Origin of the sequence: Sphingomonas profundi, assembly GCF_009739515.1 — a bacterium.
GTDB lineage: Bacteria > Pseudomonadota > Alphaproteobacteria > Sphingomonadales > Sphingomonadaceae > Alterirhizorhabdus > Alterirhizorhabdus profundi.
Window position 1 is genome coordinate 4,059,950 of sequence record NZ_CP046535.1, and the last position, 26,932, is coordinate 4,086,881.

22 protein-coding genes are annotated in these 26,932 nt (G+C 69.0%); 10 read left to right on the forward strand and 12 right to left on the reverse strand.

Features of this window, described 5'->3' with window-relative positions:
- Positions 1 to 46: 46 nt before the first annotated feature.
- The 5 genes from GNT64_RS21670 to GNT64_RS19255 form a co-directional block, all read right to left on the reverse strand.
- A complete protein-coding gene (locus GNT64_RS21670; RefSeq protein ID WP_197277115.1) occupies positions 47 to 313 on the reverse strand; it encodes a RodZ domain-containing protein in 267 nt (88 codons plus the stop codon).
- The gene (locus GNT64_RS19240) at positions 256 to 885 is read right to left on the reverse strand and encodes a helix-turn-helix domain-containing protein (protein ID WP_197277116.1); all 630 of its coding nucleotides are present in this window, start codon (positions 883 to 885) and stop codon (positions 256 to 258) included. The genes GNT64_RS21670 and GNT64_RS19240 overlap by 58 nt, the downstream gene beginning before the upstream one ends.
- A 106-nt stretch (positions 886 to 991) precedes the next feature.
- Positions 992 to 3,283, reverse strand: coding sequence for a phosphoenolpyruvate--protein phosphotransferase (ptsP, locus tag GNT64_RS19245; protein WP_156680987.1), 2,292 nt, complete (start codon positions 3,281 to 3,283; stop codon positions 992 to 994).
- A 173-nt stretch (positions 3,284 to 3,456) separates the two neighbouring features.
- Positions 3,457 to 4,443 carry an NAD(P)H-dependent flavin oxidoreductase gene (locus GNT64_RS19250; RefSeq protein ID WP_156681755.1) on the reverse strand — a complete coding sequence of 329 codons (987 nt, stop codon included), beginning with the start codon at positions 4,441 to 4,443 and terminating at the stop codon, positions 3,457 to 3,459.
- A gap of 29 nt (positions 4,444 to 4,472) precedes the next feature.
- On the reverse strand, positions 4,473 to 5,762 hold the full coding sequence (locus GNT64_RS19255) for an aspartate kinase (protein ID WP_156680988.1): 1,290 nt from the start codon (positions 5,760 to 5,762) through the stop codon (positions 4,473 to 4,475).
- Positions 5,763 to 5,833: 71 nt separating this feature from the next.
- Here GNT64_RS19255 and ubiG point away from each other — a divergent pair, with 71 nt between their 5' ends.
- The 6 genes from ubiG (at position 5,834) to GNT64_RS19285 (ending at position 14,908) form a co-directional block, all read left to right on the forward strand.
- The gene (ubiG, locus tag GNT64_RS19260; RefSeq protein WP_156680989.1) at positions 5,834 to 6,613 is read left to right on the forward strand and encodes a bifunctional 2-polyprenyl-6-hydroxyphenol methylase/3-demethylubiquinol 3-O-methyltransferase UbiG; all 780 of its coding nucleotides are present in this window, start codon (positions 5,834 to 5,836) and stop codon (positions 6,611 to 6,613) included.
- Between the two features lie 143 nt (positions 6,614 to 6,756).
- Complete coding sequence (locus GNT64_RS19265; RefSeq protein WP_156680990.1) at positions 6,757 to 8,409, forward strand: FAD-binding protein; 1,653 nt, start codon at positions 6,757 to 6,759, stop codon at positions 8,407 to 8,409.
- 579 nt (positions 8,410 to 8,988) lie between these two features.
- Entirely contained in the window at positions 8,989 to 11,859 is a 2,871-nt protein-coding gene (locus tag GNT64_RS19270) for a TonB-dependent receptor domain-containing protein (RefSeq protein ID WP_156680991.1), read from the forward strand.
- A 14-nt stretch (positions 11,860 to 11,873) separates the two neighbouring features.
- The gene (locus GNT64_RS19275; protein WP_156680992.1) at positions 11,874 to 12,872 is read left to right on the forward strand and encodes an NAD(P)-dependent oxidoreductase; all 999 of its coding nucleotides are present in this window, start codon (positions 11,874 to 11,876) and stop codon (positions 12,870 to 12,872) included.
- Between the two features lie 10 nt (positions 12,873 to 12,882).
- Positions 12,883 to 13,755 carry an enoyl-CoA hydratase gene (locus GNT64_RS19280; RefSeq protein WP_156680993.1) on the forward strand — a complete coding sequence of 291 codons (873 nt, stop codon included), beginning with the start codon at positions 12,883 to 12,885 and terminating at the stop codon, positions 13,753 to 13,755.
- Positions 13,703 to 14,908 (forward strand): L-lactate dehydrogenase, encoded by a 1,206-nt coding sequence (locus tag GNT64_RS19285; protein ID WP_422396603.1) that lies wholly within the window; start codon positions 13,703 to 13,705, stop codon positions 14,906 to 14,908. Before GNT64_RS19280 ends, GNT64_RS19285 begins: the two co-directional genes overlap by 53 nt.
- 38 nt (positions 14,909 to 14,946) lie before the next feature.
- Here the strand turns inward: GNT64_RS19285 and GNT64_RS19290 are convergent, their stop codons facing one another.
- Both GNT64_RS19290 and GNT64_RS19295 read right to left on the reverse strand, forming a co-directional pair.
- Positions 14,947 to 15,459, reverse strand: coding sequence for a nuclear transport factor 2 family protein (locus tag GNT64_RS19290; protein WP_156680994.1), 513 nt, complete (start codon positions 15,457 to 15,459; stop codon positions 14,947 to 14,949).
- Positions 15,456 to 16,739, reverse strand: coding sequence for a spinster family MFS transporter (locus GNT64_RS19295; protein ID WP_197277117.1), 1,284 nt, complete (start codon positions 16,737 to 16,739; stop codon positions 15,456 to 15,458). Before GNT64_RS19295 ends, GNT64_RS19290 begins: the two co-directional genes overlap by 4 nt.
- A 102-nt stretch (positions 16,740 to 16,841) precedes the next feature.
- Between GNT64_RS19295 and GNT64_RS19300 the strand changes: the two genes are divergently transcribed.
- The 4 genes from GNT64_RS19300 to GNT64_RS19315 all read left to right on the forward strand — a co-directional run bounded on the left by GNT64_RS19300 (position 16,842) and on the right by GNT64_RS19315 (position 21,720).
- Positions 16,842 to 17,372, forward strand: coding sequence for a nuclear transport factor 2 family protein (locus GNT64_RS19300; RefSeq protein ID WP_231639101.1), 531 nt, complete (start codon positions 16,842 to 16,844; stop codon positions 17,370 to 17,372).
- Positions 17,373 to 17,415: 43 nt separating this feature from the next.
- Positions 17,416 to 18,780 carry an aromatic ring-hydroxylating oxygenase subunit alpha gene (locus tag GNT64_RS19305; protein WP_231639102.1) on the forward strand — a complete coding sequence of 455 codons (1,365 nt, stop codon included), beginning with the start codon at positions 17,416 to 17,418 and terminating at the stop codon, positions 18,778 to 18,780.
- A gap of 223 nt (positions 18,781 to 19,003) precedes the next feature.
- A complete protein-coding gene (locus GNT64_RS19310) occupies positions 19,004 to 20,383 on the forward strand; it encodes an aromatic ring-hydroxylating oxygenase subunit alpha (RefSeq protein ID WP_231639103.1) in 1,380 nt (459 codons plus the stop codon).
- Positions 20,380 to 21,720 carry an aromatic ring-hydroxylating oxygenase subunit alpha gene (locus GNT64_RS19315; RefSeq protein WP_156680998.1) on the forward strand — a complete coding sequence of 447 codons (1,341 nt, stop codon included), beginning with the start codon at positions 20,380 to 20,382 and terminating at the stop codon, positions 21,718 to 21,720. The genes GNT64_RS19310 and GNT64_RS19315 overlap by 4 nt, the downstream gene beginning before the upstream one ends.
- 26 nt (positions 21,721 to 21,746) lie before the next feature.
- Here the strand turns inward: GNT64_RS19315 and GNT64_RS19320 are convergent, their stop codons facing one another.
- The 5 genes from GNT64_RS19320 to GNT64_RS19340 form a co-directional block, all read right to left on the reverse strand.
- A complete protein-coding gene (locus GNT64_RS19320; RefSeq protein ID WP_231639587.1) occupies positions 21,747 to 22,478 on the reverse strand; it encodes a TetR/AcrR family transcriptional regulator in 732 nt (243 codons plus the stop codon).
- A gap of 156 nt (positions 22,479 to 22,634) precedes the next feature.
- Positions 22,635 to 23,156 carry a nuclear transport factor 2 family protein gene (locus GNT64_RS19325; protein WP_231639104.1) on the reverse strand — a complete coding sequence of 174 codons (522 nt, stop codon included), beginning with the start codon at positions 23,154 to 23,156 and terminating at the stop codon, positions 22,635 to 22,637.
- A 14-nt stretch (positions 23,157 to 23,170) separates the two neighbouring features.
- Entirely contained in the window at positions 23,171 to 23,971 is an 801-nt protein-coding gene (locus tag GNT64_RS19330) for an SDR family oxidoreductase (protein WP_156681001.1), read from the reverse strand.
- A gap of 2 nt (positions 23,972 to 23,973) precedes the next feature.
- Positions 23,974 to 25,527 (reverse strand): fatty acid--CoA ligase, encoded by a 1,554-nt coding sequence (locus GNT64_RS19335; RefSeq protein ID WP_156681002.1) that lies wholly within the window; start codon positions 25,525 to 25,527, stop codon positions 23,974 to 23,976.
- The gene (locus tag GNT64_RS19340; RefSeq protein WP_156681003.1) at positions 25,524 to 26,927 is read right to left on the reverse strand and encodes a dihydrolipoamide acetyltransferase family protein; all 1,404 of its coding nucleotides are present in this window, start codon (positions 26,925 to 26,927) and stop codon (positions 25,524 to 25,526) included. The genes GNT64_RS19335 and GNT64_RS19340 overlap by 4 nt, the downstream gene beginning before the upstream one ends.
- Positions 26,928 to 26,932: the final 5 nt, after the last annotated feature.

Sequence of the window (26,932 nt, forward strand, 5' to 3'; positions counted from 1 at the left end):
CGGCTGCATGGCAGGCCCATATGGCAGGGGGTTCCTGTCCCCGCGATTAAGGTGCCGCGGCGGGCGCGGGCGCGGGTGCCGCGCCGCGCGCGAGCAGCGCCTCCGGCCGGAGGCTCACGTCGGCGATGGTCCGCTCGGGCGTGCCGAGCGGCGGGATGACGGTGGCGCCGACGGTGACGCGCACCGCCTGTGGCCGGCCGGTGAGGATCTGCGGATCCTTTGCGGTGGCCGGCACGGTGAACGCCTCGCCGGGGTTCAGCACCTTCTCGATATACCGCTCGCCGCCATTGCCCTCGTAGATGCGCAGCCACACCGCCTCCGTCGCGGTGACGACGACCAGGCCGGCGGCGGCCGGCGCCGGCCCGGCGGCACGGGGCGCGGGCGCGCCGGCCGCGGAGGGGCGCCGGGCGTGGCGGCCGGCACCGTCGCCGTGCCGGCGGCCAGCCGCGCGCGCGCCTCCGGATCCTCGCCGCTCAGCGTGCCGCTGCGCAGCACCGCGTAGCCGCCCGCCAGCAGCACCGCGATCAGCAGCGCCACCGCCGCCAGCAGCCGCGATGGCACGCGCTTGGGATCGGCCGGCTCGAACGGCTCGGCGACCCCTTGCGTGACGGGGGCCGCGCCAAGCTCCGCGCGGAAATCCTGCGCCAGCTTCGCCGCGTCCAGCCCGATCGCCTGCGCATAGGTGCGGACGAAGCCGACGCTGTAGGGCGTGGCCGGCAGATCGGTATGCGCGCCGGATTCGATCACGCGCAGGTGGCGCAGCGGGATGCGGGTGATCGTCGCGATCTCGTCCAGATCGCGGCCCTGCGCCTCGCGGGCCGAGCGCAGCCGTTCGCCGACGCCGGTCGGCAGGAAGGACTGGAACTGGTCTTCGGCCTGACTCATGCGAACTCCCGGCCGCCGGTCCGGTCGAGGTGCGGCCCCCGACCTTGTCACAACAGCCCCCATGCGCTGTCAAATGGTAAACATATGATCGGCGGCGATCTTGGGCTCAGCCGATGTTGACGCCGCGCTCCGCCGCCCACTCGCCGAGCAGCCGGCGCATGTCGGCGTGGCCGGCGGCCAGCCACGCCGGCATCTCGGCCCTGAGCGCCGCCACGTCCAGCGAGCGGATCATCGCCTTGACCGGGCCGATCGCCGCCGGGGTGATCGACAGCCGCTCGATCCCCAGGCCGATCAGCGCCATCGCCTCCAGCGTGCGGCCGCCCATCTCCCCGCAGATGCCGACGGAGACGCCGCCCGCCGTCGCCTGGCCGATGACGCGGGCGAGGAAGCGCAGGATCGCGGGCGAGAGCCAGTCGTACCGCTCGGCCAGCTTCGGGTGGGCGCGATCGGCGGCGAACAGGAACTGGGTGAGATCGTTGGTGCCGATCGAGAGGAAGTCGAGCTTAGGCAGCAGCACGTCCAGCATCTCGGCCAGGGCCGGCACCTCCAGCATCGTGCCGTAGTTGATCGCCAGCGGCACCGGGCGGTTGCGCGCCGCCACCCAGTTGCGCTGGTTTTCGAACAGCGCCTGCGCCTGATCGAACTCCCACGGCTCCGACACCATCGGGAACATGACGTTCAGGGTGCGGCCGGCGGCGGCCTCCACCAGCGCGCGGGCCTGCGCCTTCATCAGCGCGTCGCGATCGAGCGCGAGGCGGATGGCGCGCCAGCCCATCGCCGGATTCTCCTCGCGCTCGCCATCCTCGTCGCCCTTCATGTAGGGCAGCGCCTTGTCCCCGCCGATATCGACGGTGCGGAAGATCACCGGGCGATCGCCGGCGGCATCCAGCACGTCGCGATACAATCGCTGCTGGCGCTCGCGCTGGGGCAGGGTGGCGGAGACGAGGAACTGGAACTCGGTGCGGAACAGGCCGATGCCGTCCGCCCCCGTCACGTCCAGCGCGGCGACGTCGTCGCGCAGGCCGGCGTTCACCATCAGCGTGATGCGCACGCCGTCCCGGCTCAGCGGCGGCAGATCGCGCATGGCGGCGAATTCCGCCCTTCGCTTCTGCGTGACGACGAGCTTGGCGTCGAACGCGTCCTCCATTGTCGCGGTCGGCCGCACGAACACGGCGCCCTGGTTGCCGTCCAGCAGCAGGAAATCGCCCTCCGCCACCATCCGCCGGATCGAGCGGACGCGACCCACCACCGGCACGCCCATGGCGCGCGCGACGATGGTGACGTGGGCGGTGAGCGAGCCTTCCTCCAGCACCACGCCCTTCAGCCGGCGGCGATCATATTCGAGCAGCTCGGCCGGCCCCAGGTTGCGCGCGATGAGGATCGAATCCTGCCGCAGGCCCAGCTGCGCGGCGGTGCCGAGCTGTCCGGAGACGATGCGCAGCAGCCGGTTCGACAGATCCTCCAGATCGTGCATGCGATCGGCCAGCAGCGGATCGCTGATCTCGCGCATCCGCATGCGCGTGCGCTGCTGCACCCGCTCGATCGCCGCCTCGGCGGTGAGGCCGCTGTCGATCGCCTCGTTGATGCGGCGGCTCCAGCCCTCGTCATAGGCGAACATCTTGTAGGTGTTGAGCACGTCCTGATGCTCGCCCGCCACGCCGAACTCGGCCTGGCTGGTCATCCGCTCGATCTGCTCGCGCATCTGGCGGAAGGCGGCGTAGACGCGGTGGCGCTCGGCCTCCGTATCCTCGGCGACGGTATGCTCGATATGGATGCGCGGCTGGTGGAACACGGCGTGGCCGCGCCCCATGCCCTCGACCAGCTTCAGGCCGGAGAGGCGGACGGCGCCCTGACCTCGCGCGGCGGCGGCGCCCCCGCGCGCCTCGTCGATCAGGCCAGCGCCGGCGATCAGTTCCGCCAGCACCATCGCCACCGTCTGCAGCGCCTCGATCTCCACCTCGGCATAGCGGCGCGACGCCTCGTGCTGCACGGCCAGCACGCCGACGGCCTGTTCGCGCCGCACGATCGGCACGCCGGCGAAGCTGTGATAGAGTTCCTCGCCCGTCTCCGGCTTGTAGGCGAAATCCGGATGGCTGGTCGCCTCGTCCAGATTGAGCGTCTCGACCTGCTCGGCGATCTTGCCGACGAGCCCCTCGCCCAGCGCCAGCTTGGTGACGTGGACCGATTCCTGCCGCAGCCCGCGGGTGGCGTACAGCTCCAGCACGCCATCGCGCAGCAGGTAGATCGAGCACACCTCGCTATCCATCGCCGCGCCGATGATCTGCACGACCTGGTTGAGCTTGGCCTGCGCGTTGGTGCGCGCGGCCATCACGTCGTGCAAACGGGTGAGGATCTCGCGCGCGGCGGAGGTCGCCGTGCCGGGGGGCGTCTGGGGCATGAGGCAGCGCTAACAGAAAGGCCGGGCGCTTTCCAATGGCGCTTGCGCCATCGGGCGGCGCGCAGCACCACCGGCGATGAACCACGGCCACACCGCCTGCGCCGTCGTGACGTTCGGATGGTGGACGTCGCGACCTCACCTCGCCGGGCGGGGCAAGCCGAACGGAGGGAGGATCAGGCGGCGCGGCGCTCCAGCGCGGCGGAGGCTTCCGCCAGCAGCGTCGCGACGATCTCGCCCACCGGCTCCTCCCGCGTCACCATGCCGACCGACTGCCCGGCCATCAGCGACCCGTTCTCCACATCGCCGTCAATCACCGCGCGGCGCAGCGCCCCGGCCCAGTAATGTTCGATCTGGAGCTGTGCCTCGGCCATGGCGAGCGTGCCCTCGTCCAGCGCCTGCGCCACCTCCCGCTGCTTGGCGGTGAACAGGTCGGTGGAGGCGTTCTTCAGCGCGCGCACCGGGATGACGGGCAGGCGCGGATCGATCTGCACGCTGGCGACCGCATCGCGCGCGGAGGCGCGGATGAACGCCTTTTTGAAGTTCGCGTGGGCGATCGATTCGTGCGCGCAGACGAAGCGCGTGCCGAGCTGCACGCCGGCGGCGCCCATCTCCAGATAGCCGGCGATCGCCTCGCCGCGGCCGATGCCGCCGGCGACGAACACCGGCAGCGTGGCGGCGATCGTCGGCAGCATCTCCTGCGCCAGCACGCTGGTGGAGACCGGGCCGATATGGCCGCCGGCCTCCATGCCCTCGATCACCAGCGCATCCACGCCGGATCGGATCAGCTTCTTCGCCAGCGCCAGCGCCGGCGCGAAGCAGATCACCTTCGCGCCGGACGCCTTGATCTTCTCGATCGCGCCACCCGGCGGCAGCCCGCCCGCCAGCACGACATGGCCGACGCCGTGCTTCGCGCAGACCTCGATCAGCGCGCCGAGATCCGGGTGCATGGTGATGAGGTTGACGCCGAACGGCTTCGTAGCGAGCGCCCGGGTCGCGGCGATCTCCGCATCGAGCAGGGCCGGCGTCATCGCGCCGCACGCGATCACGCCGAAGCCGCCCGCGTTCGAGATGGCGGAGACGAGGCTCCGCTCGCTGACCCACGACATCGCGCCGGCGAGGATCGCGACGTCGGCCCCGAGGAAATCGGCGCCGCGCGCCATCAGCGCGGCCAGGCGGCGCGTGCCCGCGCTCACGCCGCGTCGGCCTCGGCGGCCGGCTCCGGCGCGTCCAGGCCGTAGGCGGTGTGCAGCACGCGCACGGCCAGCTCGGTATAATCCTCGTGGATCAGCACGCTCACCTTGATCTCCGACGTGGTGATGGCGAGGATGTTGATCTGCCGATCCGCCAGCGACTTGAACATCTGCGCGGCGACGCCCGCGTGGCTGCGCATGCCGACGCCGACGACGGAGATCTTGGTGATGGCGGTATCGTGGACGATGCCGGTGAAGCCGATCACCGGCTTCTCCCGCTCCAGCACGTCCAGCGCGCGGGCGAGTTCGGCCTTGGGCACGGTGAAGGTCACGTCGGTGGCGGCGGGCGCGGCGCCGCCGGCATGCGCCACGTTCTGCACGATCATGTCCACGTTGATGCTGGCATCCGCCAGCGGCGAGAAGATCGTGGCGACCGCGCCGGGGCGATCCGGCACGGCGACGACGGTGATCTTCGCCTCGTTCTTGTCGTGGGCGATGCCGGTGATGAGCTGACGTTCCATGCTTCCCTCTTCGATCTCGTCATCGCCCACGATCAGGGTGCCGCGATGCCCGTCCTCGTCGCGCGCATCGTCGAACGACGAGAGCACGCGGACGCGGACCTTCTCCTTCATGGCGAGCCCCACCGAGCGCGTCTGGAGCACCTTGGCGCCGACCGAGGCGAGCTCCAGCATCTCCTCGTACGTCACCTTGCTGAGCTTGCGCGCGCGCGGCACGATGCGCGGATCGGTGGTATAGACGCCGTCCACGTCGGTGTAGATGTCGCAGCGATCGGCCTTCATCGCCGCCGCCACCGCGACCGCCGAGGTATCCGATCCGCCGCGGCCCAGCGTGGTGACGCGGCCGTGCGCCGTCACGCCCTGGAAGCCCGGAATCACCGCCACCTGGCCGCCGGCCATCGCCGTGCCGAGCGTCTCGGCGTCGATCTGGCCGATGCGGGCCGAGGCGTGCGCATCCGACGTGCCGATCGGCAGCTGCCAGCCGAGCCAGCTGCGCGCATCGACGCCGATCGACTGCAGGACGATCGCGAGCAGGCCGCTCGTCACCTGCTCGCCCGAGGAGACGACGACGTCATATTCGCGCGGATCGTACAGCGGCGACGCCTCCCGGCAGAAGCCGACGAGCCGGTCCGTCTCGCCCGACATCGCCGAGACGACGACGGCGACCTCGTGGCCGGCCTCCACCTCCTGCTTCACGCGGGCGGCCACGTTGCGAATCCGCTCGATCCCCGCCATCGAGGTGCCGCCGAACTTCATCACGATACGGGCCATGAACCGGGTTCTCTCATCCAGCTGAAAGAGCCTTGGGAACCAAGGCGCGGCCCTGATAGGGAGGGGGGATTATGAACGCAAGCATCGCCCCCCAGCCCACGCGATCGCCCGCCCGATCGTCCGCCGTTACGCCCGCCCCGACGATCGATCCGGCGCAGGCCGCCCATTTCGGCCGGCTGGCGGCGGACTGGTGGGATCCGACGGGGTCGTCCGCGATGCTCCACCGGCTGAACCCGGTGCGGCTGCGCTACATCCGCGACGCGGTGGACGCGCACTGGGCGGGCGACGCGGCGGCTTTCCGCCCGCTGGCGGGCAGGCGCGCGCTGGACGTGGGCTGCGGCGCGGGCCTGCTTGCGGAGCCGCTCGCCCGACTGGGGGCGGCGGTGACGGGCATCGACGCGGCGCCGGAGAATGTGGCGGTGGCGCGCGCCCATGCCGAGGGGCAGGGGCTGGCGATCGACTATCGCGCGGGCGAACTGGCGAGCCTGGCCGGCGAGACGTTCGATCTGGTGACGTGCATGGAGGTGATCGAGCATGTCGCCGATCCCGCCGGCTTCGTGGCCGGACTGGCGGCGGCGCTGGCGCCCGACGGGCTGCTGGTGCTGTCGACGCCGAACCGCACGCCCCTGTCGCGGCTGGCGATGATCACGCTAGGCGAGGGGCTGGGCCGCATCCCGCGCGGCACGCACGACTGGAGCAGGTTCCTCACGCCGGACGAGCTTCAGGCCTTGCTGGAGGCGGCGGGGCTGCGCGTGGCGGACGTGACCGGGCTGGCCTTCTCGCCGCTGAAGGGGCTGGTGCTGAGCGACAGTCTGGCGCTGGACTATCTTATGGTCGTGCGGAAGGCCTGACCGCCGGCGCGTGAGGTGCCGGTACTAGGACATTTCGGAGTGGTTGCGGGCGGCGAAAAGCCCCAATCGCCTTATCCGATTGGATCCGGCACGTGGCGCTGGCCGGGCGCCGCGCCACGCCCGGACCGGCGGGGAGACAGGCGATGACCGAGGACGTCAAGTGGGATCTGGAAGCCGACGTCGTCGTGCTGGGTTCGGGCGGCGCGGCGATGACGGCGGCGATCTCCGCCCATGATTTCGGCGCGAAGGACGTTGTCATCCTGGAGAAGACCGGCATGGTCGGCGGGACGACGGCGATGTCCGGCGGCATGCTCTGGATCCCCAACAACCATTATCAGCGCGAGGCGGGCATCGACGAGTCCGACGACGACATCGTCGCCTATCTCGATTCCCTCGCGCCGGGCGCGCTCGATCCCGAGACGCTGGGCGCCTTCATGGAGAGCGGACCGGAGATGATCCGCTATCTGGCGGACAAGACGCCCGTCCGCTTCCACGTGTTCGCCGACTTCCCCGATTATCAGCCGTACATGCCGGGCGCGAAGGTCGACGGCGGGCGCTCGCTGGACAATGAGGCCTTTTCCTTCGACCAGCTCGGCAAGTGGGCCACGCGGGTGAACCCGACCAAGATGGCCTATCCGGTGCGCGGCAGCCTGATGGAGGCGGTGAGCGGCACGCTGGACGAGGCCACCCTCGCCGAGCGCGAGCGGCAGGATTATCGCGGCCTGGGGCAGGCGCTGGCCGGATCGCTGTTCAAGGCGGTGCTTGATCGCGGCATCCCGGTCGAGTTCGAGAAGCGCGCCCGCAGGCTCGTGAAGGACGGCGACCGGGTAATCGGCGTCGTCGCCGAGGATGCCGACGGCCGGGACTTCCGCGTGCGCGCGCGCCGCGGCGTGGTGATCGCGACCGGCGGGTTCGAATGGAACGAGAAGCTGGTGCAGGCCTTCCTTCGCGGTCCCCTGACCGGGCCGGTCAGCGTGCCCGAGAATGAGGGCGACGGCCTGCTGATGGCGATCGAGGCGGGCGCCCAGCTGGGCAACATGCAGCATGCCTTCTGGCAGCAGAGCGTGCTCGAGTCCAAGCCGCAGCACCGCGCCGCCAAGCCCAACTACCTGCTGGGGTCGGACGAGCGGGCGCGCCCCGGCGCCATCCTGGTCAACCGTGCCGGCAAGCGGTTCGTGAACGAGGCGGCCAATTACAACGCGATGGGCAAGGCGCTGCACGCCTTCGACGCCGGCACGCACAGCTACGCCAACCTGCCCTACTGGCTGATCATCGATCAGCGCTACAAGGACAAGTATCCGACGTTCAGCTCGACGCCCGGCTCGCCCATCCCCTCCTACATGATGCAGGCCGAGACGCTGGAGGCGCTGGCCGCGATGGCGGGGATCGACGCCGCCGGGCTGACGGCCACCGTGGCGCGGTTCAACGAGATGGTGCGCAACGGCCATGACGACGACTTCAACCGCGGCGACAACAGCTACGACAATTTCTACATGTGGGGCGATACCGACTTCGATCCGCCGTACCGCACGCTCGGGCTGATCGATCAGGGGCCGTTCTACGCGGTCAAGATGGAGTCCGGCGCCTTGGGAACGGCCGGCGGCCCGAAGACCAACGGCGACGCGCAGGTGCTGGACTGGAGCGGCAACCCGATCCCCGGCCTCTACGCGGCCGGCAACGCCATGGCCGCGGTGCTGGGCGAGGGCTATGGCGGCGCCGGCGGCACGCTGGGGCCGGGCATGACCTTCGGCTACCTGGCGGGCCGGCATCTCGGCACCCACATATCCAATCACTGATCGCGGCGTCGGCGGGCCGCGCGGTGCATTAGCGGGCGAATCCCTAGCGGTTTCGGGCGGCGACGAGACGAAGCGCATCGAGGCGCGGCATCTGACGCGGGCGAGTACGACATCGTCGCGTGGGGCGACATAGCCGCGCGGTGGTCCGCCGCCTCCGTTTTACCAAGCGCCAAACCCTACGATCTTCACGCGGACCCATCCGGCCCGGCCCAGGTCGGACAGACATCCAGCTTTTTGCACGTCCGCTCATCCTGAGGAGGGGCTGAGCGGAGGCGAAGTCGCCATTTCGACACGCTCAATCGCTCCTCAGGACGAGCGGTTTGCACGAACGCCAAGTCAAACCGGCTTCATCCGCTAAATCTCGATACGCCGCAGACCGCCGCATCCCGGACCGACGCGTTGGTTAAAAAAAGTCCGACATGATCGTAACGGGCGACTACGACGCCATCGAGCCCAACTGCCTTTTTCCTTGCCCTCCCGGATCGAAGGCAATAGGCGAGGGGTGGGTGGCGGCCGCGTGATTCATGCGCCGCTCCCGCGAGGTTCTAGTCGGCAACAGCCGAGCAGCCGGAGGGGATTATGAAGGTTTCGATCAGGTCGATACTGCTCGTGGGGTGCGCTGCCGCGGCGGTTTCCCCCGCCACGGCCTTCGCGCAGGAGGCGTTGCCCGCGACGCCGCAGGAGCGGCTGGCCGATCGCCCCGCCGCGGCTGACGACCAGCCCGGATCCAACCAGCCCGGTTCCGATCAGGCGGCCGCGGAACAGTCGCCCGGCGATCTTGTCGTGACCGGCACCCGCATCGTGCGTAACGGGTTCGAGGCGCCCACGCCCGTCAGCGTCGTGACAGCGGCCGAGATCGATCAGTCGGCGCCCGTGACGATCGCCGATTACGTGAACCAGCTGCCGGCCCTCGCCGGATCGGAGACGCCGCGCACGCCGCGCGGCAGCCTCGCCTCCGGTTCCGCCGGCGCGAACTACCTGAACCTGCGTAACCTGGGTGCGCCGCGCACGCTGGTGCTGCTGAACGGCCGCCGCGTGACGCCATCGAACCTGACCGGCGCCGTCGATCTGAACACGCTGCCCAGCGCGCTGGTGAAGCGGGTGGATGTCGTCACCGGCGGCGCTTCCGCCACCTGGGGTTCGGACGCGGTCGCCGGCGTCGTCAATTTCGTGCTCGACACCGATTTCACCGGGCTGAAGGGGCAGCTTCAGGGCGGTACGAGCACCCATGGCGATGCGGAGAGCTTTGGCGGCGACCTGTCGTTCGGCCGTTCCTTCGCCGACGATCGCGGCCACATCACCCTCAGCGGAAACTATTCGAAATCCTATCGCGCCAAATATTCCGATCGCGACTGGTTCAAGGCCTACAAGATAATCAACAATCCGGCGTTCGCCGCCGGCAACGGCCAGCCGGCCCGCCTGATCCTGCCGAACACCTCGCTGAACGTGAACGACGAAGGGTTCGTCGCGAGCGGCCCGTTGCGGGGCTATTTCTTCGATGCCAATGGCGGGCTGGCCGGAACCAACTTCCAGTTCGCGCCGGTCATCAGCGGCATCTACGCGTCCGGCAGCGAGGCGGACTATAGCCGGCTGGACGACCTATCCAAATATGGCGAGTCGAACGTCCCGGTGGAACAGGGCTCGATCTACGGCCGCCTCAGCTACGAACTGACCGACGGGCTGAAGGCGTTCGCCGAGGGTTCGTTCAGCAAGGCGAAGGCCAAAGCGGTGATCGCGCCCTTCTTCCGCACCGGCAACACCAGCATCGGCATCGACAATTTCTACCTGCCCGCGCAGGTGCGCGCCGCGATGGTGGCGGCGGGCGTGACCAGCATTCCGCTTTCCACCACCAACAGCAAGCTGGGCGCGCTACGCACCTCGACCGACCGCGAGGCGATCCGCGCGCTCGGCGGCTTCGAGGGCAAGATCAGCGACAGCTGGTCGTACAGCCTCTCCTATCAATATGGCCGGTCGGACATCACGATCCTGGCGCCGAACAATCCGCGCCCCGCCCGCTATGCGCTGGCGGTCGACGCCGTCGCCAATCCGGCGAGCCCGGGCACGGCCATCTGCCGCTCGACCCTGACGGCGCCCGGCAACGGCTGCGTGCCGCTAAACCCGTTCGGCTCCGCCGGCATCTCGTCGGCGCAGGCCGATTATCTGATCGGCGTCGGCCGGCAGGATCTGGTCTATCGCCAGGATGTCGCCTCGGCGAGCGCCAATGGCGATCTGTTCGCGCTGCCCGCAGGCCCGGTCTCGCTGGCGTTCGGCGTCGATTACCGGCGCGAGAAGGCATCGGCCACGTCGGACGCGGTTTCGCAGGTGAACGGCTTCTACGCCGGCAACTACAAGCCGTTTCGCGGCAGGTTCAGCGTGAAGGAGCTGTTCGGCGAGCTCGCGATCCCGGTGCTGAAGGACAGCCCGCTCGGCACCTCGCTCGATCTCAGCCTGGCCGGGCGCGTCACCGATTACAGCACCAGCGGCACGGTGGAGACCTGGAAGGCCGGCTTCACCTACAAGCCCATCCCCGACATCGACATCCGCTTCACGCGATCGCGCGATATCCGCGCGCCTAACCTGAACGAGTTGTTCCTGGGCGGCACCGTAACGACGCAGAATGTCGCCGATCCGTTCAACAACCGGGCGAACGCCCAATTCCTCCAGACCCTGCGCGGCAATCTGGACCTGCAGCCGGAGAAGGCGAACGCGCTGACCCTGGGCGTGATCTACCGACCCAGCTGGCTGCGCGGCTTCGCCGCATCGGTCGACTATTACGACATCAAGATCGGCGGCGCGATCGCGACCAATTCGTCGCAGCAGATCGTGGATCAATGCTTCGCCGGCAACACCGCTTTGTGCGGCCGCATCACCCGCAACGCCGCCAACGTGATCACCGGCATCCTCCTCCAGCCGTTCAACGCGCGGTCCGAGCGGGCGCGCGGCATCGATTTCGAACTGTCCTACCGCACGGACGTGGGTGCCGGCACGCTCGACCTGCGCACCCTGCTGAACTACACCGACAAGCTGGACATCCTCTCCGCCGGGGCGACGGTGAACCGCGCGGGCGAGGTGGGCAACAATGCCGGCGCCGCGGAAGGCGTGCCGAGCTGGCGCGCCTTCGCCACCGCGACCTACTCGCAGGGGCCGGCCACGGCGCAGTTGAAGGGCCGCTTCATCGGCGCGTCGCAGATCGAGCAGAATTGGGGTCCGCTGGACATCAACCGCAATCACGTGCCGGCGATCTTCTATATGGATGCCTATATCGGCTATAAGCTGAAGATCGCCGGCGGCGACAGCGAGCTGTTCGTGGCGATGGACAACGTGCTCGACAAGGATCCTCCGGTGGTCGCAAGCCAGGACAATGCCAACGTGCTGACCTCCGGCACCAACGTGCTGCTGTACGACATCATCGGCCGCTCCGTGCGCGCCGGCGTGCGCTTCAGCTTCTGATACGGGAGAGCGGCGTGGGCGAGCCGCTCCGGATCCTGATCGCCGAGACCGGGTTCGCGCGTGTCGCGCCCCGTCTCGCCGAGGCAGGGATCACGGTCGATCCGGTCTTCTTCGTGGATCGCGAGCGGGTCAGCTACCGCCGTGCGCTGATGCCCGCCACCCAGGCGGCGCCGACGGGAGCCTGGTTCAGCCTGGACCTGTTCGTGCAGAAGCAGGAGGAGGCGTTCCTCGACACCGTATGCGCCACGCCCTCCCTTCGCTTCATGCAGAGCGGCCGGGCGGGCTATGACGATCCGGCCTTCGTCACCCTCGCCCGTAACGGCGTGGAGCTGGCGATGAGCAAGGGGCCGGCGCCCGCGATTGCCGAATATGTCCTGTCGCACGTGCTCGACCGGTTTCAGCGCGGGCCGGAGCGGCGGGCGGCGCAGGCCGCCGGCGAATGGCGCCAGATGATGTTCCGCGAGGTGCAGGGCAGCACCTGGCTGCTCGTCGGCTTCGGCGCGATCGGGCGCGAGATCGCGGTCCGGGCGCGTGCGCTCGGCGTCACCATCGTCGGCGTGCGGCGAAGCGGCGGCAGCGACGCCGACGCCGACCGGATCGTCACGCCCGAGACGATCGGGCCGGAGCTGGCGGCGGCAGACGTGGTGGTGCTCTCCGTGCCGCTCACCGCGGAATCGACCCGTGCCTATGGCGCGACGTTCTTTGCCGGCGCGAAGCCGGGCGCGCTGTTCCTCAACGTCGGGCGCGGTCCGCTGATCGACGACGATGCGCTGAAGGCGGCGCTGGACAGCGGGCATCTGTCCCACGCGGTGCTGGACGTGACGCAGGTGGAGCCGCTGCCGCCAGGCGAGTGGCAGTGGCGCCACCCGCGGGTGACGCTCACCGCCCATACGTCGGGCGTCGGCTCCGGCCTGCTGAAGCGCACGGACGACATCTTCGTGGAGAATCTGCGACGCTATCGCGACGGTGCGCCGCTGCTGCACCGCATCGATCCCGCATTGCTGCTGGCGTAGAGGAGAGCCGATGACGGATCAGCAAGCCCCGGTCTACGAGACCGATCAGCCGGTGCTCTATGCCGTGGCGGACGGCGTCGCCCGGATCACGCTCAATCGTCCGGCGTTCGGCAATGCCCAGAACGGGCAGATGACCTATGCGATCGACGACGCCTTCCGTCGCGCCGCCGCCGACGACGCGGCGGGCGCGATCATCCTCGCGGGCGCCGGCAAGCATTTCTGCGGCGGCCACGATATCGGCACGCCCGGGCGCGACGTGACGGTGAGCGCGCCCGGCGAGCGGCGCTTCCTGTGGCCCGATCATGCCGGCAAGCCGGGCGCCGAACAGGCCTATGCGCGCGAGCAGGAGATCTATCTGGAGATGTGCCGACGCTGGCGCAGCCTGCCCAAGCCGGTCGTCGCGGCGGTGCAGGGCGCCTGCATCGCCGGCGGCCTGATGCTCGCCTGGGTCTGCGACCTGATCGTGGCGAGCGAGGATGCGTTCTTCTCCGATCCCGTGCTGCGGATGGGCGTGCCGGGCGTGGAGTATTTCGCCCACGCGTTCGAGATGCACCCGCGCGTCGCCCGCGAGTTCCTGTTTCTCGGTGATCGCATGCCGGCGGAGCGGGCGTACCAGCTCGGCATGGTCAACCGCGTCGTGCCGCGCGAAGGGCTGGCGGCGGAGGTGGACATGATCGCCGCACGGCTCGCCGCCCTGCCGCGATTCGGCGTCGCGCTCGCCAAGCAGGCGTTCAACCTGACCGAGGATCTCGGCGGCAAGCGCGGCGCGATGGAGGCGGTGTTCGGCCTCCATCATCTCGCCCATGCCCATAACAGCCTGACGGTGGGTCATGGCAATGGCGGGCTGGACGCCAAGGCGATGGCGGCGCAGGCGCGCGGATAATGCGGATCGCCACGGCGATCGACTATCGTGCGGCAGCGCAGGCGCGGCTGCCGCACTTCCTCTTCGAATATTTCGACGGCGCGCCTTCGCCGGGCAGACGGCGGCGGCCAACCTGGCCGATCTCGCCGCAGTCCGCCTGCGGCAGACCGTTCTGCGCGACGTCGCCACGGTCGATACGGCCACCCGGCTGTTCGGCACCGATCTGGCGCTGCCGCTGATCCTCGGCCCGGTCGGACTGGCCGGCATGGCGGCCCGGCGCGGCGAGGTGCAGGCGGCGCGCGCGGCGGCCGGAGCGGGCATCCCATTCACGCTCTCGGCCACGTCGATCTGTCCGCTTGACGAGGTGGGCCAGGCCGCCCCCTGCTGGTTCCAGCTCTACATGGTGCGCGATCGCGATTTCGCCGTGGAGATGCTGGCGCGGGCGGCGGCCCAGGGCTGCGGCGCGCTGGTGCTGACGGTGGACCTGCCCGTTACCGGCATACGGTGGCGCGATCGTCGATCGGGCCTTGCCGATCCGGGCCTCGCCGGCCGTCTGCGGCGGTTGGCGCAGGCGCTCGGCCGGCCGCGCTGGCTCGCCGACGTCGGGCTGGCCGGGCGTCCCCATGCGCTCGGCAACATCGCCACGATGCTCGGCCCGGCGGCCGGCATGGCGGAGTGCATCGCCTGGACCGCCGCGAACATGGACGCCGGCATCACCTGGCGCGACGTGGAATGGGTGCGCGCCCGCTGGGACGGACCGTTGATCGTGAAGGGCATCATGGAGGCGGGCGATGCGCAGGCGGCGCGATCGGCGGGGGCCGACGGGATCGTCGTCTCCAATCATGGCGGCCGACAGCTGGACGGCGTGGGCTCCACCGCGCGGGCGCTGCCGCGGATCGCCGATGCGCTCGGCGGCGGGCTGCCGCTGTTCGTCGATGGCGGGGTGCGCAACGGTGTCGATCTGTTCCGCATGCTGGCGCTGGGCGCGGACGCGGTGCTGGTGGGCCGGCCATGGCTCTATGCGCTGGCGGCGGCGGGCGAGGCCGGCGTCGCCCGCATGATCGGGATGATGGCCGAGGAACTGCGCGTGGTGATGGCGCTCGGCGGCGTTACCGGCGTCGGCCAGATCGGCCGGCACCTGATCGATGGCTGGCGCCACGCGCCGCCTGGTTGAAGGAGGTTCGTCGCTTGGCAGCGCCGGAGCGGCTCTCGTCAGGCAGCGTAGGAGGGATCGTCGGGAAAGCGGCCGCCGATCCTGCTCAGCCGGGCATAGGGGCCTTCGCCCCACATCGCGGTCGAGGGATCATTCTCGTTCCAGTCCATCACGTAGCGCCGCGTGACGACGCGCCAGCCGTGATCGCCGGTGCGCGCCAGCCGATCCAGATAGCGCCCGCCGACGATCATCCGGCGCGGCCCCCCCGCCGCGTCGAACTGGTGATAGGCCGTGCAGCACGTCTCGGCTGTGGCGCCATCGCCCTCGATCGCGATCAGCATGTTCGACAATGCGTGCATCGTGCGGTTCATCGTGGCGAGGCGGCCGAGAACCTCGGCGCTCCACGCGTCGGCGTCCGCCACGCCGCCGCCATAGTCCACCGTGGCGCCCGGCGCCCAGATGCCGAGCAGCAGCGGCAGATCGCAGCGATCCACCGCGCGGGCGTAGCGGGTGAGCAGGTCGGCGATCTCCTGCCGGTCGATGATGCGCTGAACGGCGTCCGCGCCGGTCATGCCGCATGGTCCCGCAGGCGGTTGCGGCCGGCGAGATAGTAGGTGATCGCACTCGCCAGCGACAGCGGCGAGAGGATCAGCAGCGCATAGCGCAGGCTTTCCGCGCCGAAGCGCGGCACCAGCATGTCGCTGATCGCGCCGACCATCAGCGGCCCGACGCCGAGCCCGGCGAGGGTGCCCAGCATGAAGATCAGCGCGGACGACATAGCGCGCAGATCCGGCGGCACCACGCTCTGCACCGCGGCGATGCTGGGCGCCGAATAGCTGGCGCCCACGCCGTAGCAGATGGCGAAGGTGGCGACGAACAGGCCGAATCCCGGTGCGAACAGGCAGACCGGCAGCAGCACCGCCATGATGAGCATGCCGGCGGCTACCATGTAGAGGGGCGCCGCCGGGTTGATGCGGAACAGACGATCGGAGACCCAGCCGGTCGCGAGGATGCTCAGCGCCGTGACGCCGCCGCCCAGCAGCCCCATGACGACGCCGACCGTGCCGGTGCTCAGGCCGTAGGTGCGCAGGGCGAGCGAGGGCGCCCATGTCAGCAACGTATAGAGGGCCAGGTTGGCGAGCGAGCAGGCCAGGCACAGGCGGCGGAACAGCGGGTAGCGCAGCAGATCGCGCAGCGCGCCGGGCAGGGACCGCTGCGCGCCGCGCGGGATCGCGCCGTCGTGCAGGCCGCGCTGCGGCTCCCGCACGGTGAGCGCCAGCAGGATCGCGAGCAGGACGCCCGGCACGGCGAAGATCAGGAACGTCCAGCGCCAGCCGATCGCCGCATTCACATAGCCGCCGACGACATAGGACAGCATCGTGCCGATCGCCGCCGCCGAGAAGTAGACGCCCAGCTTGGTCGATCGCACCTCCGCCGGGAACAGATCGGCGATCAGCGAGAGGGACGCGGGCTGGCCACCCGACTCACCGATCGCCACGCCCATCCGTGCCAGCAGCAACTGGATGAAATTGCCGACGATGCCGCAGGCGGCCGTCATCACGCTCCACGCGCCCACGCAGATGGCGAGCAGCCGCACCCGGTTCGTCCGGTCCGCCAGATGCGCCACCGGCACGCTGGCCGCCACATAGAGGAAAGCGAAGGAGGTGCCGCTCGCCAAACCCAGCTGCCAGTCGGCGAGGTGCAGGTCGCGCTTGATGTCATTGAGCAGCAGGGTCAGCAACTGGCGATCGACGAAGTTCAGCACGTAAGCGACGTAGAGCAAGGCGAGCACGTAATTAGGCGCCGTCGGCCGGGGAAGCGACAGGGCGAGCGGAACGGGCCTGGTTGACATCGCGCACTCCAACCCTAAAACCATCAAGCAGAACTGTTTTTTTACGGCCTAACGGGTCCGGCGCCGCGCCGCAAGAGCGGGCAGGCCACGAGGAGAGCGGGAGTGGACGCGGCGGTGCGGCATCTGGTGGATCGGCAGGGCATCGCCGACTGTGCCATGCGCTACATCCGCGGGCAGGATCGGCTGGACCGCGCGCTGCAGGAGAGCGCCTTCCATCCCGATGCGACGACGGACTACGGCTTCTTCCGCGGGCCGGCGCGCGAGTTCGTGGCCTTTGCCCAGGATATTCTCCGTCGATACGCGAAGACCAGCCACCTGCTCGGCCAGATGGACATCGCGATCGACGACGGTACGGCCACGGGAGAGATCTACTTCCTCGCTTATCATCGCCGGCACGGCGACGAAGGCCCGGAGGATCTCGTGATCGCGGGCCGCTACCTTGACCTCTACGAGCGGCGCGACGGGGAGTGGCGCATCCTCCACCGACGCGAGGTCGTCGACTGGACCCGCACCGATCCGGCGTCCGACGGCTGGCTGGAGCGCACGCCGCACGCCCTGACCGGCGGGCGCGAGGGCGCCGATCCGAGCGACGTGGCTCTCGTGCGTCCGTCCGCCGGCGATCGCAGCCGCTGAGAAGGCGGATCACATAGTCTCGAACCCTGAATGGAGCGTGCCGATGGAAGCCCTGGATCTTTCGCCCGGTGAGCATCGGTGCCCCGGCCCGAGCACCCGGGACATCATCATCGCCGATCGTCAGCCAGTGCCGGAGGCGCTGCTCGTCGAGGCGCCGGCCTATCTCGGCGACGAGGATATCGGCTATGATCGCTACACCTCACCCGCCTTCTTCGATCTGGAGATGAAGAAGCTCTGGCCCAGAGTGTGGCAATGGGTCGCCCGCGAGGAGGAGCTGCGCGAGGCCGGGGATTACGTCACCTACGATATCGGGCCTTACTCCTTCCTGATCGTGCGCGGCGCCGACGATGTGATCCGCGCCTTCTACAATGCCTGCCTGCATCGCGGCACCCAGCTGCGCGCATCGGACAGCAGTGGCTTCGCCGAGCAGCTGCGCTGCCCGTTCCACGGCTGGACCTGGTCCACCGAGGGAGACCTGCAATCGATCCCGTGTCGGTGGGACTTCCCCCATGTCCGCGACGACATGTTCAAGCTGCCGCAGGTGAAGGTGGCGACGTGGGGCGGCTTCGTCTTCCTCAACATGGATGAGCATGCCGTGCCGCTGGAGGAGTATCTCGGCGTCCTGCCGGCTCACATGAAGGATGGCTGGGATCTCGGCCGCCGGGCCGTCGCCGTCCATATCCAGAAGGAGCTGCCGACCAACTGGAAGGCCGCGCAGGAGGCGTTCCTCGAAGCGTATCACGTCGTCGAGACCCACGCCCAGAACCTGCCCTTCGCCGGCGACGCCAACGCGCAATATGATCTGTTCGGCGAGCATGTCTCGCGCTTCGTCCACACCCATGGCGTGCCGAGCCCGCACTATCCGGAGGCGCAGACCGAACAGCAGATCGCCGACAAGATGCACCTGCCGGCGGGCACGATCGTGCCCGAGGGCGGCACGGCGCGGAACGTGGCGGCGACCTGGCGCCGCGACAATCTCGGGCGGAAATGGGGGCTGGACCTGTCGCATTATTCGGACAGCGAGATGCTCGATTCGATCGAGTATCACCTGTTTCCGAACATGTGCATGTTCCCCGGCGTGTCGCTGCCGATGGTCTACCGCTTCCGCCCGATCGGCATGGATCCGGGCCGCACGCTGTTCGATCTGCTGTTCCTCCGGCCGCTGGCGGAAGGGGAGAGCCATCCCGAGCCGGTCGCCCCCGTGCGTATCGCCGCGCAGGAATCCTATGGCTCCGCGCCCGGGGTGGAGCCGTGGCTGGGCGCCACGTTCGATCAGGATACGAACAACCTGATCCAGCAGTATCGCGGCTTCCACGCATCCAAGAAGCGTGGCGAGACGCTGGGCAATTATCAGGAATCGCGCATCCGCCACCTGCACCAGACGATCGACCGCTATCTGAACGCCTGACGCCGGACTTCGCCGGCTATCACCCACCGCCGAACCGACCTGCTGGCGTAGGCTCCGGCAGGGGCAGGGCGGGCGGAGCACGCGCAAGTGGTTCTTGCAAAAAAACAATCAGGCTTGTCTTTACGCCGGATAGTCGTCACAACGGGCCATGAACAAGCCGGATCGGAGCGGCTTGGTGGAGAGACGCGTGTACGAAGACGATCTCCCCGTGGGCAGACCGGGCGTGGACGAACCGAGCGGCCCCGGCCCAAGCTGGAACAGCCTGGCGCAGGCGGACAGCCGCCGCGTGCCCGACTACCTGCTTGAGACGCACCAGCGCGATCTCGGCTCCGCGCCGCTCGACCCGGCGCGCTACACCGATCCGGCCTTCTTCGCGCTGGAATGCGAGCGCATGTGGCCGAACGTGTGGCAATTTGCCGCGCGCGAGGAGGAGCTGCCGGAAGCGGGCGACTATGTGCTCTACGAGAATGCCGGGCGTTCCTATCTCGTCACCCGCCAGCCGGACGGGTCAGTCCGCGCGTTCCACAATGTCTGCCTGCATCGCGGCCGCAAGCTGCGCACGGAGAGCGGCTGGGCGAGCGAGTTCCAGTGCGCCTATCACGGTTTCACCTGGAACCCGGACGGCACCCTGAAGCGCATTCCGTGCCGGTGGGACTTCCCCCAGCTCGACGGCGAGGATCTCACCCTGCCGGAAGCGCAGGTGGGCCGGTGGGGCGGCTACATCTTCGTCAAGGAGAATGAGGGCGGCCCGACGCTGGAGGAGTATCTCGCCCCGCTGCCGGCGCATTTCGCGCGCTGGCGGCCGGAGGATGCCTATACCTCCGCCTGGGTCGGCAAGGTCATTCCGGTCAACTGGAAGGCGGCGGCGGAAGCCTTCATGGAGGCTTTCCACGTCGCCGCGACGCATCCGCAGATCAGCGGGTTCACCGGCGACGTAAACTCCAAATATAATCTCTACGGCGATCATGTGAACCTCACGATCACGCCGTTCGGCGTACTCTCGCCGATGCTGACGGGCGGCAGCAGCGAGCAGGAGATCATCGACAATTTCCTGCGCTACAATGGCCGCGTGGTCACGCCGGGCATGCGGCTGGACGTGCCGGACGGGCAGACCGCGCGCGCCGCGATGGGCGCGCACAACCGCGCCCGCTTCGCCGAGCAGTTCGGCCGCGATCTCAGCGACGTCTCCGATGCCGAGGTGCAGGATGCGTTCACCTACAACGTGTTCCCCAATTTCTCGCCGTGGGGCGGGGTGCAGCCTACCGTCGTCTATCGCTGGCGCCCATGGCCGGACGTGGGGCACACGCTGATGGAAGTGCGCCTCCTCGCGCGTGCCAAACCGGGAGAGGCGGCGACATGCGCACCGTTCACGCTGATCGAGCCGCATGAGAGTTTCGCCGACCATCTCGGCCAGCTCGGCACGGTGCTGGAACAGGATATGGCGAACCTGCCGCATGTGCAGACCGGGATGAAGGCGTCCAAGAACCGGCGGCTGCACCTTGCCCGCTATCAGGAAAGCCGCATCCGCCACTTCCACCAAACGCTCGACAAGTATCTGGCCCGCGACCCCGGGGCCGCCGATCGGCAGGAGCCTGCCCGATGACCGTAACCGCCATCGAACGACCCGCCGGCGTGGACCTGACGAAGGCGCCGGACCCGATCCTGTCGAACCACCCGATCTCGCCCTCCCGCTACTTCGATCGCGACTTCTGGCGGCGCGAGTGGGACGCGATGTGGACCCGCACCTGGCAGGTCGCGGCGATGGTCAACCAGTTCGAGAAGCCCGGCGACTTCGTGACGTTGCCGTTCGGCAGCGAGGTGATCCTGGCCGTGATGGGGCAGGACGGCAGGATCCGCTGCTTCTACAATGTCTGCCAGCATCGCGGCATGATGCTGGTGCAGCAGGAGGTGGGCAATGCGCGCCGGCTCACCTGCCCGTACCACGCGTGGTCCTACTCGCTCGAGGGCGAGATCCGCACGATCCCGGACGAGCCCGACTTCTCGGCCGAGGCGCGCTGCCGCGACAAGAACCTGGTGGAGATACGCTGCGAGACGTGGGGCGGCTTCGTCTGGTTCAACATGGACGACGACTGTCGACCGTTACGCGAGGCGCTGGCGCCGGTCGTCGATCATCTCGACGCCTATCCGATGGAGCAGATGGTCCGCACCCACTGGGTGACGATCGAGGGCGACTTCAACTGGAAGCTGGTGCAGGACAATTTCAACGAAAGCTACCACGTCTTCCATGCGCATCCGCAGCTGAAATATGTTGCGGAGTTCTCCTACCTCCATTCGCAGTTCGACATGTACGACAGCGGCCATGCGCGCATGCTGATGGCGGGCGGCGCGCCGAGCCGTACCCTGCGCGGCGGCGAGCCGGAGATCATCCGCCAGATGGGCGAACATATCCGCTTCTGGGGCCTCGATCCGGACGACTTCAAGGGCCGGATGCACGATCTGCGGGAGGCGCTGCAGAAGCAGAAGCGCCTTCTGGGCGCCGAGAAGGGCTACGACTTCTCACGCTATGACGATGTGATGCTGACCGACAACTGGCATTATACCCTGTTCCCGAATCTGTCTTTCAGCCTGAAGCCGGATGGCAACATCTGGCTGCGCGCGCGGCCGCACCCCACCGATCCGGAGAAATGCTTCTTCGACATGTGGTATCTCAACCTGTTCCCGGCCGGGCAGACCCAATATTACTCCCCCACCATGCGCGACTGGGTCAGCATGGAGACGCCGGCGCCGCACCAGACGGGCAAGGCGGGCGACTACACGATGGGCCCGACGATCGACCAGGATGTCGCCTTGTGGTCGGATCAGCAGAAGGCGCTGCATTCGCGCGGGTACAGGCGGGAATGCCTGGCGGGGCAGGAATCCCGCGTCCGCTTCTTCCACGACAATCTCGATCGCATGATGGCGCGACACGCGCCGGCCTGACCGCCGCGCGGACCGCAAGGCCGCGGTCAGGCGGCGGCGGTACGCGCCACGGTCTTGCGCGGTCGCGCGACCCTGGGCTTCTTCGGACCCGACGGGCTGGCGAAGGTCAGCGATCCGTCGCGCACCTTCAGCAGCACGGATGCGAGGAACGCGAGCAGCGTCTCCTCCATCGCCGGATCGTCCCAGATGTCGCGGTTGAGCACCATGCCGCTCATCACCGACTGGACCAGGCGGTGCGATCGCGCCAGCCGCTCCTGATCCTCGGCCCATTCGGGGAAGTTGCGCACCAGTTCCTCGCTCCACACGCGATCGTGCCGCTGCGCCTTGGGAATGAACATGGCGCGCAGATCCTCGTCCGTGCGGGCGGCGACGTTCAGCTCCAGATAGGCCTTGTACTCGCGCGAGAGATACAGGCTCCAGTCCATCAGGATGCCGGCATTCTCGCGCGTGCGCTGTACCTCCGTCAGGCTCTGCACCGCCGCGCTGAAGCCTTCCATGTGGCGGAAGAAGGCGTAATCGATCACGGACTCGATCAGATCCTGCTTGGTCGCGTAATGATGCAGCATCGCGCCGCGCGACACGTTGGCGATCTTGGCGATCAACTGCGTGGTGGTGCGCGCGTAGCCGTATTTCGCCAGGCACTCCACCGCCGCGTCGAGGATGGCGACGCGTGTTTCCGAACTCTTGCGCTGTTGCAGGCCGGCCGTCGGCGGCGCCATGCCGGCCGGTTCCAGTTCCGACAGATTGGCGGGCTGCACCTTCTTCAACGCTTACGTCTCCAGACGGATCGGAGTGGGTTTTCGTGGTAGCCGGGCCGATGCGGCCGATCCACAAGATTCCACCGGCGTCGCGGTCGCGATCCGGACGGCCGGGACACGGCCGAAAGGCCGGATTTCAACGCTGTCGCCGGCGGCTCAGTGGCGCAGCCACGCGAGATGCGCGTAGAGCGTGTCCTCACCGTCCCGCTTGCCGAAATCGCGCTCGCTCGCGGGTGAGCGATCCCATCGGTCGCTGCGCGGCTCCATGGCGTTCCAGTCATATACCGCCGCACGATGGCTGAACTTCCACACGCCCTGCCGTCGCTCGAAGCGATCGAGATAGCGGCCGGCCGCCGTCATCCGCATTGCCGCGCCCTCGGCATCGCGGAGGTCGTGATAGGCGACGAAATAGGCTTCGCTCGCGGCGCGATCCCCGGACACGTCGACCAGCACGTTGCTGATCGTGTGCATCGTCCGCTCCATCGTGCGCAGCAGCGGGAACACCCAGTCGGCCAGTTCGCCCGCCGTACCCTTGAAATAGCCGTGATCGTCGGTCGCATCCTCGTGGAACAGCGATCGCAGCAGCGTCTCGTCGCAGCGGTCCAGCGCGCGGGCCAGGCGGAAGATCAGTTCGGTGCAGGCGCGCTTGTCCAGCTCGATCGCAAACGCCTCGTCCATGCCGTGACCCTTCTTCATCCGGTGGTATGCGCCTGCATCGAGCGGACGATCTGCTCCCGCGTCGGATTGGCGCGCAGCGTGAGCCCGCCGTTCACCTGCAGCGTCTCGCCGGTCATGAAACATTCGTCGGAGGCGAGCCACGCGGCCGCGGCGGCGATATCGTCCGAGGTGCCGATCCGGCCGAGCGGGTATGACGGCAGGAACGCCTCGATCATCCCCGGCCTGTCCGCCCGTGCCTGCGTCATCGGCGTCCGCGTGAGCCCCGGCGAGATCGTGTTGGCGCGGATGCCGCGCGCGCCGAACTCGTGGGCCACGATGCGCACGATATGATCGGTGCCGGCCTTGGCGCCCATGTAGGCGGCATGATCGTTGAGCATGATCGTCGACGTGGCGGAGCTGATCTGGATGATCGAGCCGCCCTCCGTCATCGCCTCGATCAGCGCCTGGAACAACAGGAACGGCCCGCGCAGGCTGATCGCCGTGATCCGGTCGAACTCGTCCTCGCTCGTGTCGAGGAAGGGCTTCAGCAGGCCCCAGCCGGTGGCGTTCACGGCCGCATCGAGGCCGCCGAGCCACTTCTTGGCCGCCGCCACCGCGTCGCGGATGCTGCCGCGATCGGTGATGTCGCACCGTACCGCATGGCCGCCGATCTCGCCGGCGAACCGCTCCAGCTCGTCCATCCCGCGCCCGGCGACGACGACCCGGGCGCCTTCGTCGACGAAGCGGCGGGCGATCGTCTGCGCCATGTTGTCGCGGCCCGCCGCGCCCAGCACGAAGGCGGCCTTGCCGTGCAACCGGCCCGCTGCGTGCTCCATCCTCAGTTCACCTTCCGATCGCGGCCGGCCCAGAAAGGTTCGCGCAGCGCGCGGCGGAGGATCTTGCCGGTGGGTCCGCGCGGCAGGCTCTCGACCACCTCGATGCTCTTCGGCAATTTGTAGCCGGCGATCCGCGCGCGCGCCCAGCCGATGATCTCGGCCGGATCCGGCACGGCGCCCGGCGCGGCGACCAGGATCGCCTTCACCTCCTCGCCCCATTTGTCCGACGGGACGCCGATCACCGCCACTTCGGCGATCGCCGGATGACCGTAGAGCGCCTGCTCCACCTCCGCCGGATAGACGTTCTCGCCGCCCGAGACGATCATGTCCTTCACCCGATCCTGGATGAACAGATAGCCGTCGGCATCGAGATAGCCGGCATCGCCGGTGCGGAACCAGCCATCCGGGGAGAGCACGGCGGCGGTCGCATCCGGCTGGCGCCAGTAGCCGGCCATCACCAGCGGCGCGCGGACGGCGACCTCGCCCGTCTCGCCCGCGGGCAGCACCGCCCCCGCCTCGTCGAGGATGCGCAGCTCCACCCCGTCCGCCATCGGCCGCCCGGCGGAGCGCATCCGCGGCGTGCCGTCCGGATGGTGATCGTCGGGCGTCAGGGCGCAGATCGTGCCCGACGTTTCCGTCATGCCGTACATCTGGACAAAGCCGCAGCCGAACACGGCCATCGCCTCGCGCAGCAGTTCGAGGGGGATGGGGGACGCGCCGTACAGGATCGTCCGCAATCGGCCGTAATCGACCGTGCCGGCACGGGGATGGCGTAGCAGCATCTGGAGCGCGGACGGGACGACGAAGATCTTGCTCAGCCGCTCGCGCTCCACGAAGGCGAGCACCTGTTCCGCGTCGAACTCCCGCGCGACGAGGCCGGTGGCGCCGGCTGCCAGCGTCTGGATGCCGTAGCCGGTGCCGCCGATATGGAACATCGGCATCACCAGCAGGCTCACGTCGTCGTCGGTGAAGCGGTTCCAGGCGGGCTGTCGTTCGGGCGGTAGGCTGCGGTAGACGAGCAGGTTGCGGTGGGTGAGCATCGCCCCCTTCGGCCGCCCGGTGGTGCCGGACGTGTAAAGCTGCACCGCGACATCGCCGGGGTCGGCGGGCAGTAGGGGATCGTTCGACGCCTGGGCATCGCGCCAGATCGCATAGTCCGCCAGCGCGACGAGCAGCGGCGCGTCGGCACGCGCCGCCAGCACGGGCGCCAGGCGGGCGGCGAACGCGTCCTCCGCCACGATCACGCGCGTGCAGGCATCGGCCAGCACCCACTCGATCTCGGCATCGGCCAGCCGCCAGTTCACCGGGGTCATCACCGCGCCCGCCTTGGCGGCGCCGAACAGCAGCTCGAAATAGATCGGGTCGTTGCGGCCGAGATAGCTGATCCGCATACCCGGCCGCACGCCAGCCGCGATCAGTCCGTTGGCGATCCGGCTGGCCCGTTCGTCCAGCAAAGCATAGCTGGTGTCGATACCGTCGTGGCGCAGCGCGACCTTGGCCGCGCGATCGCGCGCCTGCTCGCGGATGAGCTGGCCGAGCGTCTCTGCGCCGCTCATGCGGTCAGTTCCTCCGGGCTCTCGATCAGACGGGTCAGATCGGCAAGGAAGCGCGCGCCGACCGCGCCGTCTATCGCGCGATGATCGCAGGATAGGGAGAGCTTGATCCGCGTGGCGAAGGCAAGCGCGTGATCCACCCCGAGCGTCTCCTGTCGCGCCGCACCCACCGCCAGGATGGCAGCTTGCGGCGGGTTGATGATCGCATCGAACGTCTCGATGCCGAACATGCCGAGATTCGAGACGGAGAAGCTGCCGCCCTGGAACTGCTCGGCCTGCAGGCGGCCCGCGCGGGCGCGCTCCGCCAGCGCCTTCACCTCGGCGGAGATCCGCGCGACCGACTTGGTCTCCGCGGCGCGGACGATGGGCGTGAGCAGGCCCTTGTCGGTCGCCACGGCGACGGCGATGTCGGCGTGCGTGTGGCGGTGGATCGCGTCGCCATGCACCTGCACGTTCACGTCCGGATGCGCGCGCAGGGCGAGAGCGCATGCGCGGATCAGATAGTCGTTGATGGAGGGCGCCTCGCCGGTCGCGCGCTTCGCCTGAGCCCGCATCGCCAGGAGCGCGTCCACCTTCGCGCTGTTGCGCAGGTAGAAGTGCGGGATGGTCGCCTTTGAAAAGCTGAGCTGACGCGCGATCGCCTTGCGCATCGGCGACATCGCCACGATCTCGACGCCCGCCTCGGCCGTCGGCGCTGCGGGCGTTTCCGGCATAGTAGGCGGCACGATGCGGCCGAGCACGTCTGCCTTGCCGATCCGCCCGCGCCGGCCGGTGCCGGTGATCGTCGCGAGATCGATATCGTGCTGCAGCGCCAGCCGCTTGGCGAGCGGCGAGGCGAAGTGGCCGTCGAGCTGGGCGGAGAGCGGCGCGATCGACACCGCGCCGGTGTCGCGGGCGGGTGCCGGAGGACGACCGGCCTGCGTGACATCCTGATGCGTGATGCGGCCGTTACGGCCCGATCCGCTGATGCCCGATATGTCGAGCTGCGACGCTTCCGCCTGCGCGCGGGCCGCGGGGCTGATCGCGAGGGTGTCCGGTATGGCGACGCGGGCGTCGGCGCTGAAGAGCGGGGGCGGGGCGGGGGTGGCCAGGGCGGCCGCCTTGCCCCCCGCCGGCGCGAAGTCGGCGATGAACGCCGCTATCTCGGCCGGCGCCGCCTCACCCTCGGAAAAGACGGCCAGCAGCGCGCCGACCGGCCGCATCGCACCCGCCGGCGTGACGATGCGGGCGAGGCGGGCGGGAAACTCCGCCTCCACCTCATTGGTGATCTTGTCCGTTTCGATCAGCGTCAGGATGTCGCCGCGCGCGAAATCCTGCCCCTCGGCCACCATCCATTCGGCGATGGTCCCCTCGGTCATCTCGATGCCCCATTTGGGCATGGTGAAGGCACGCAGCTGGCTCATCCCGC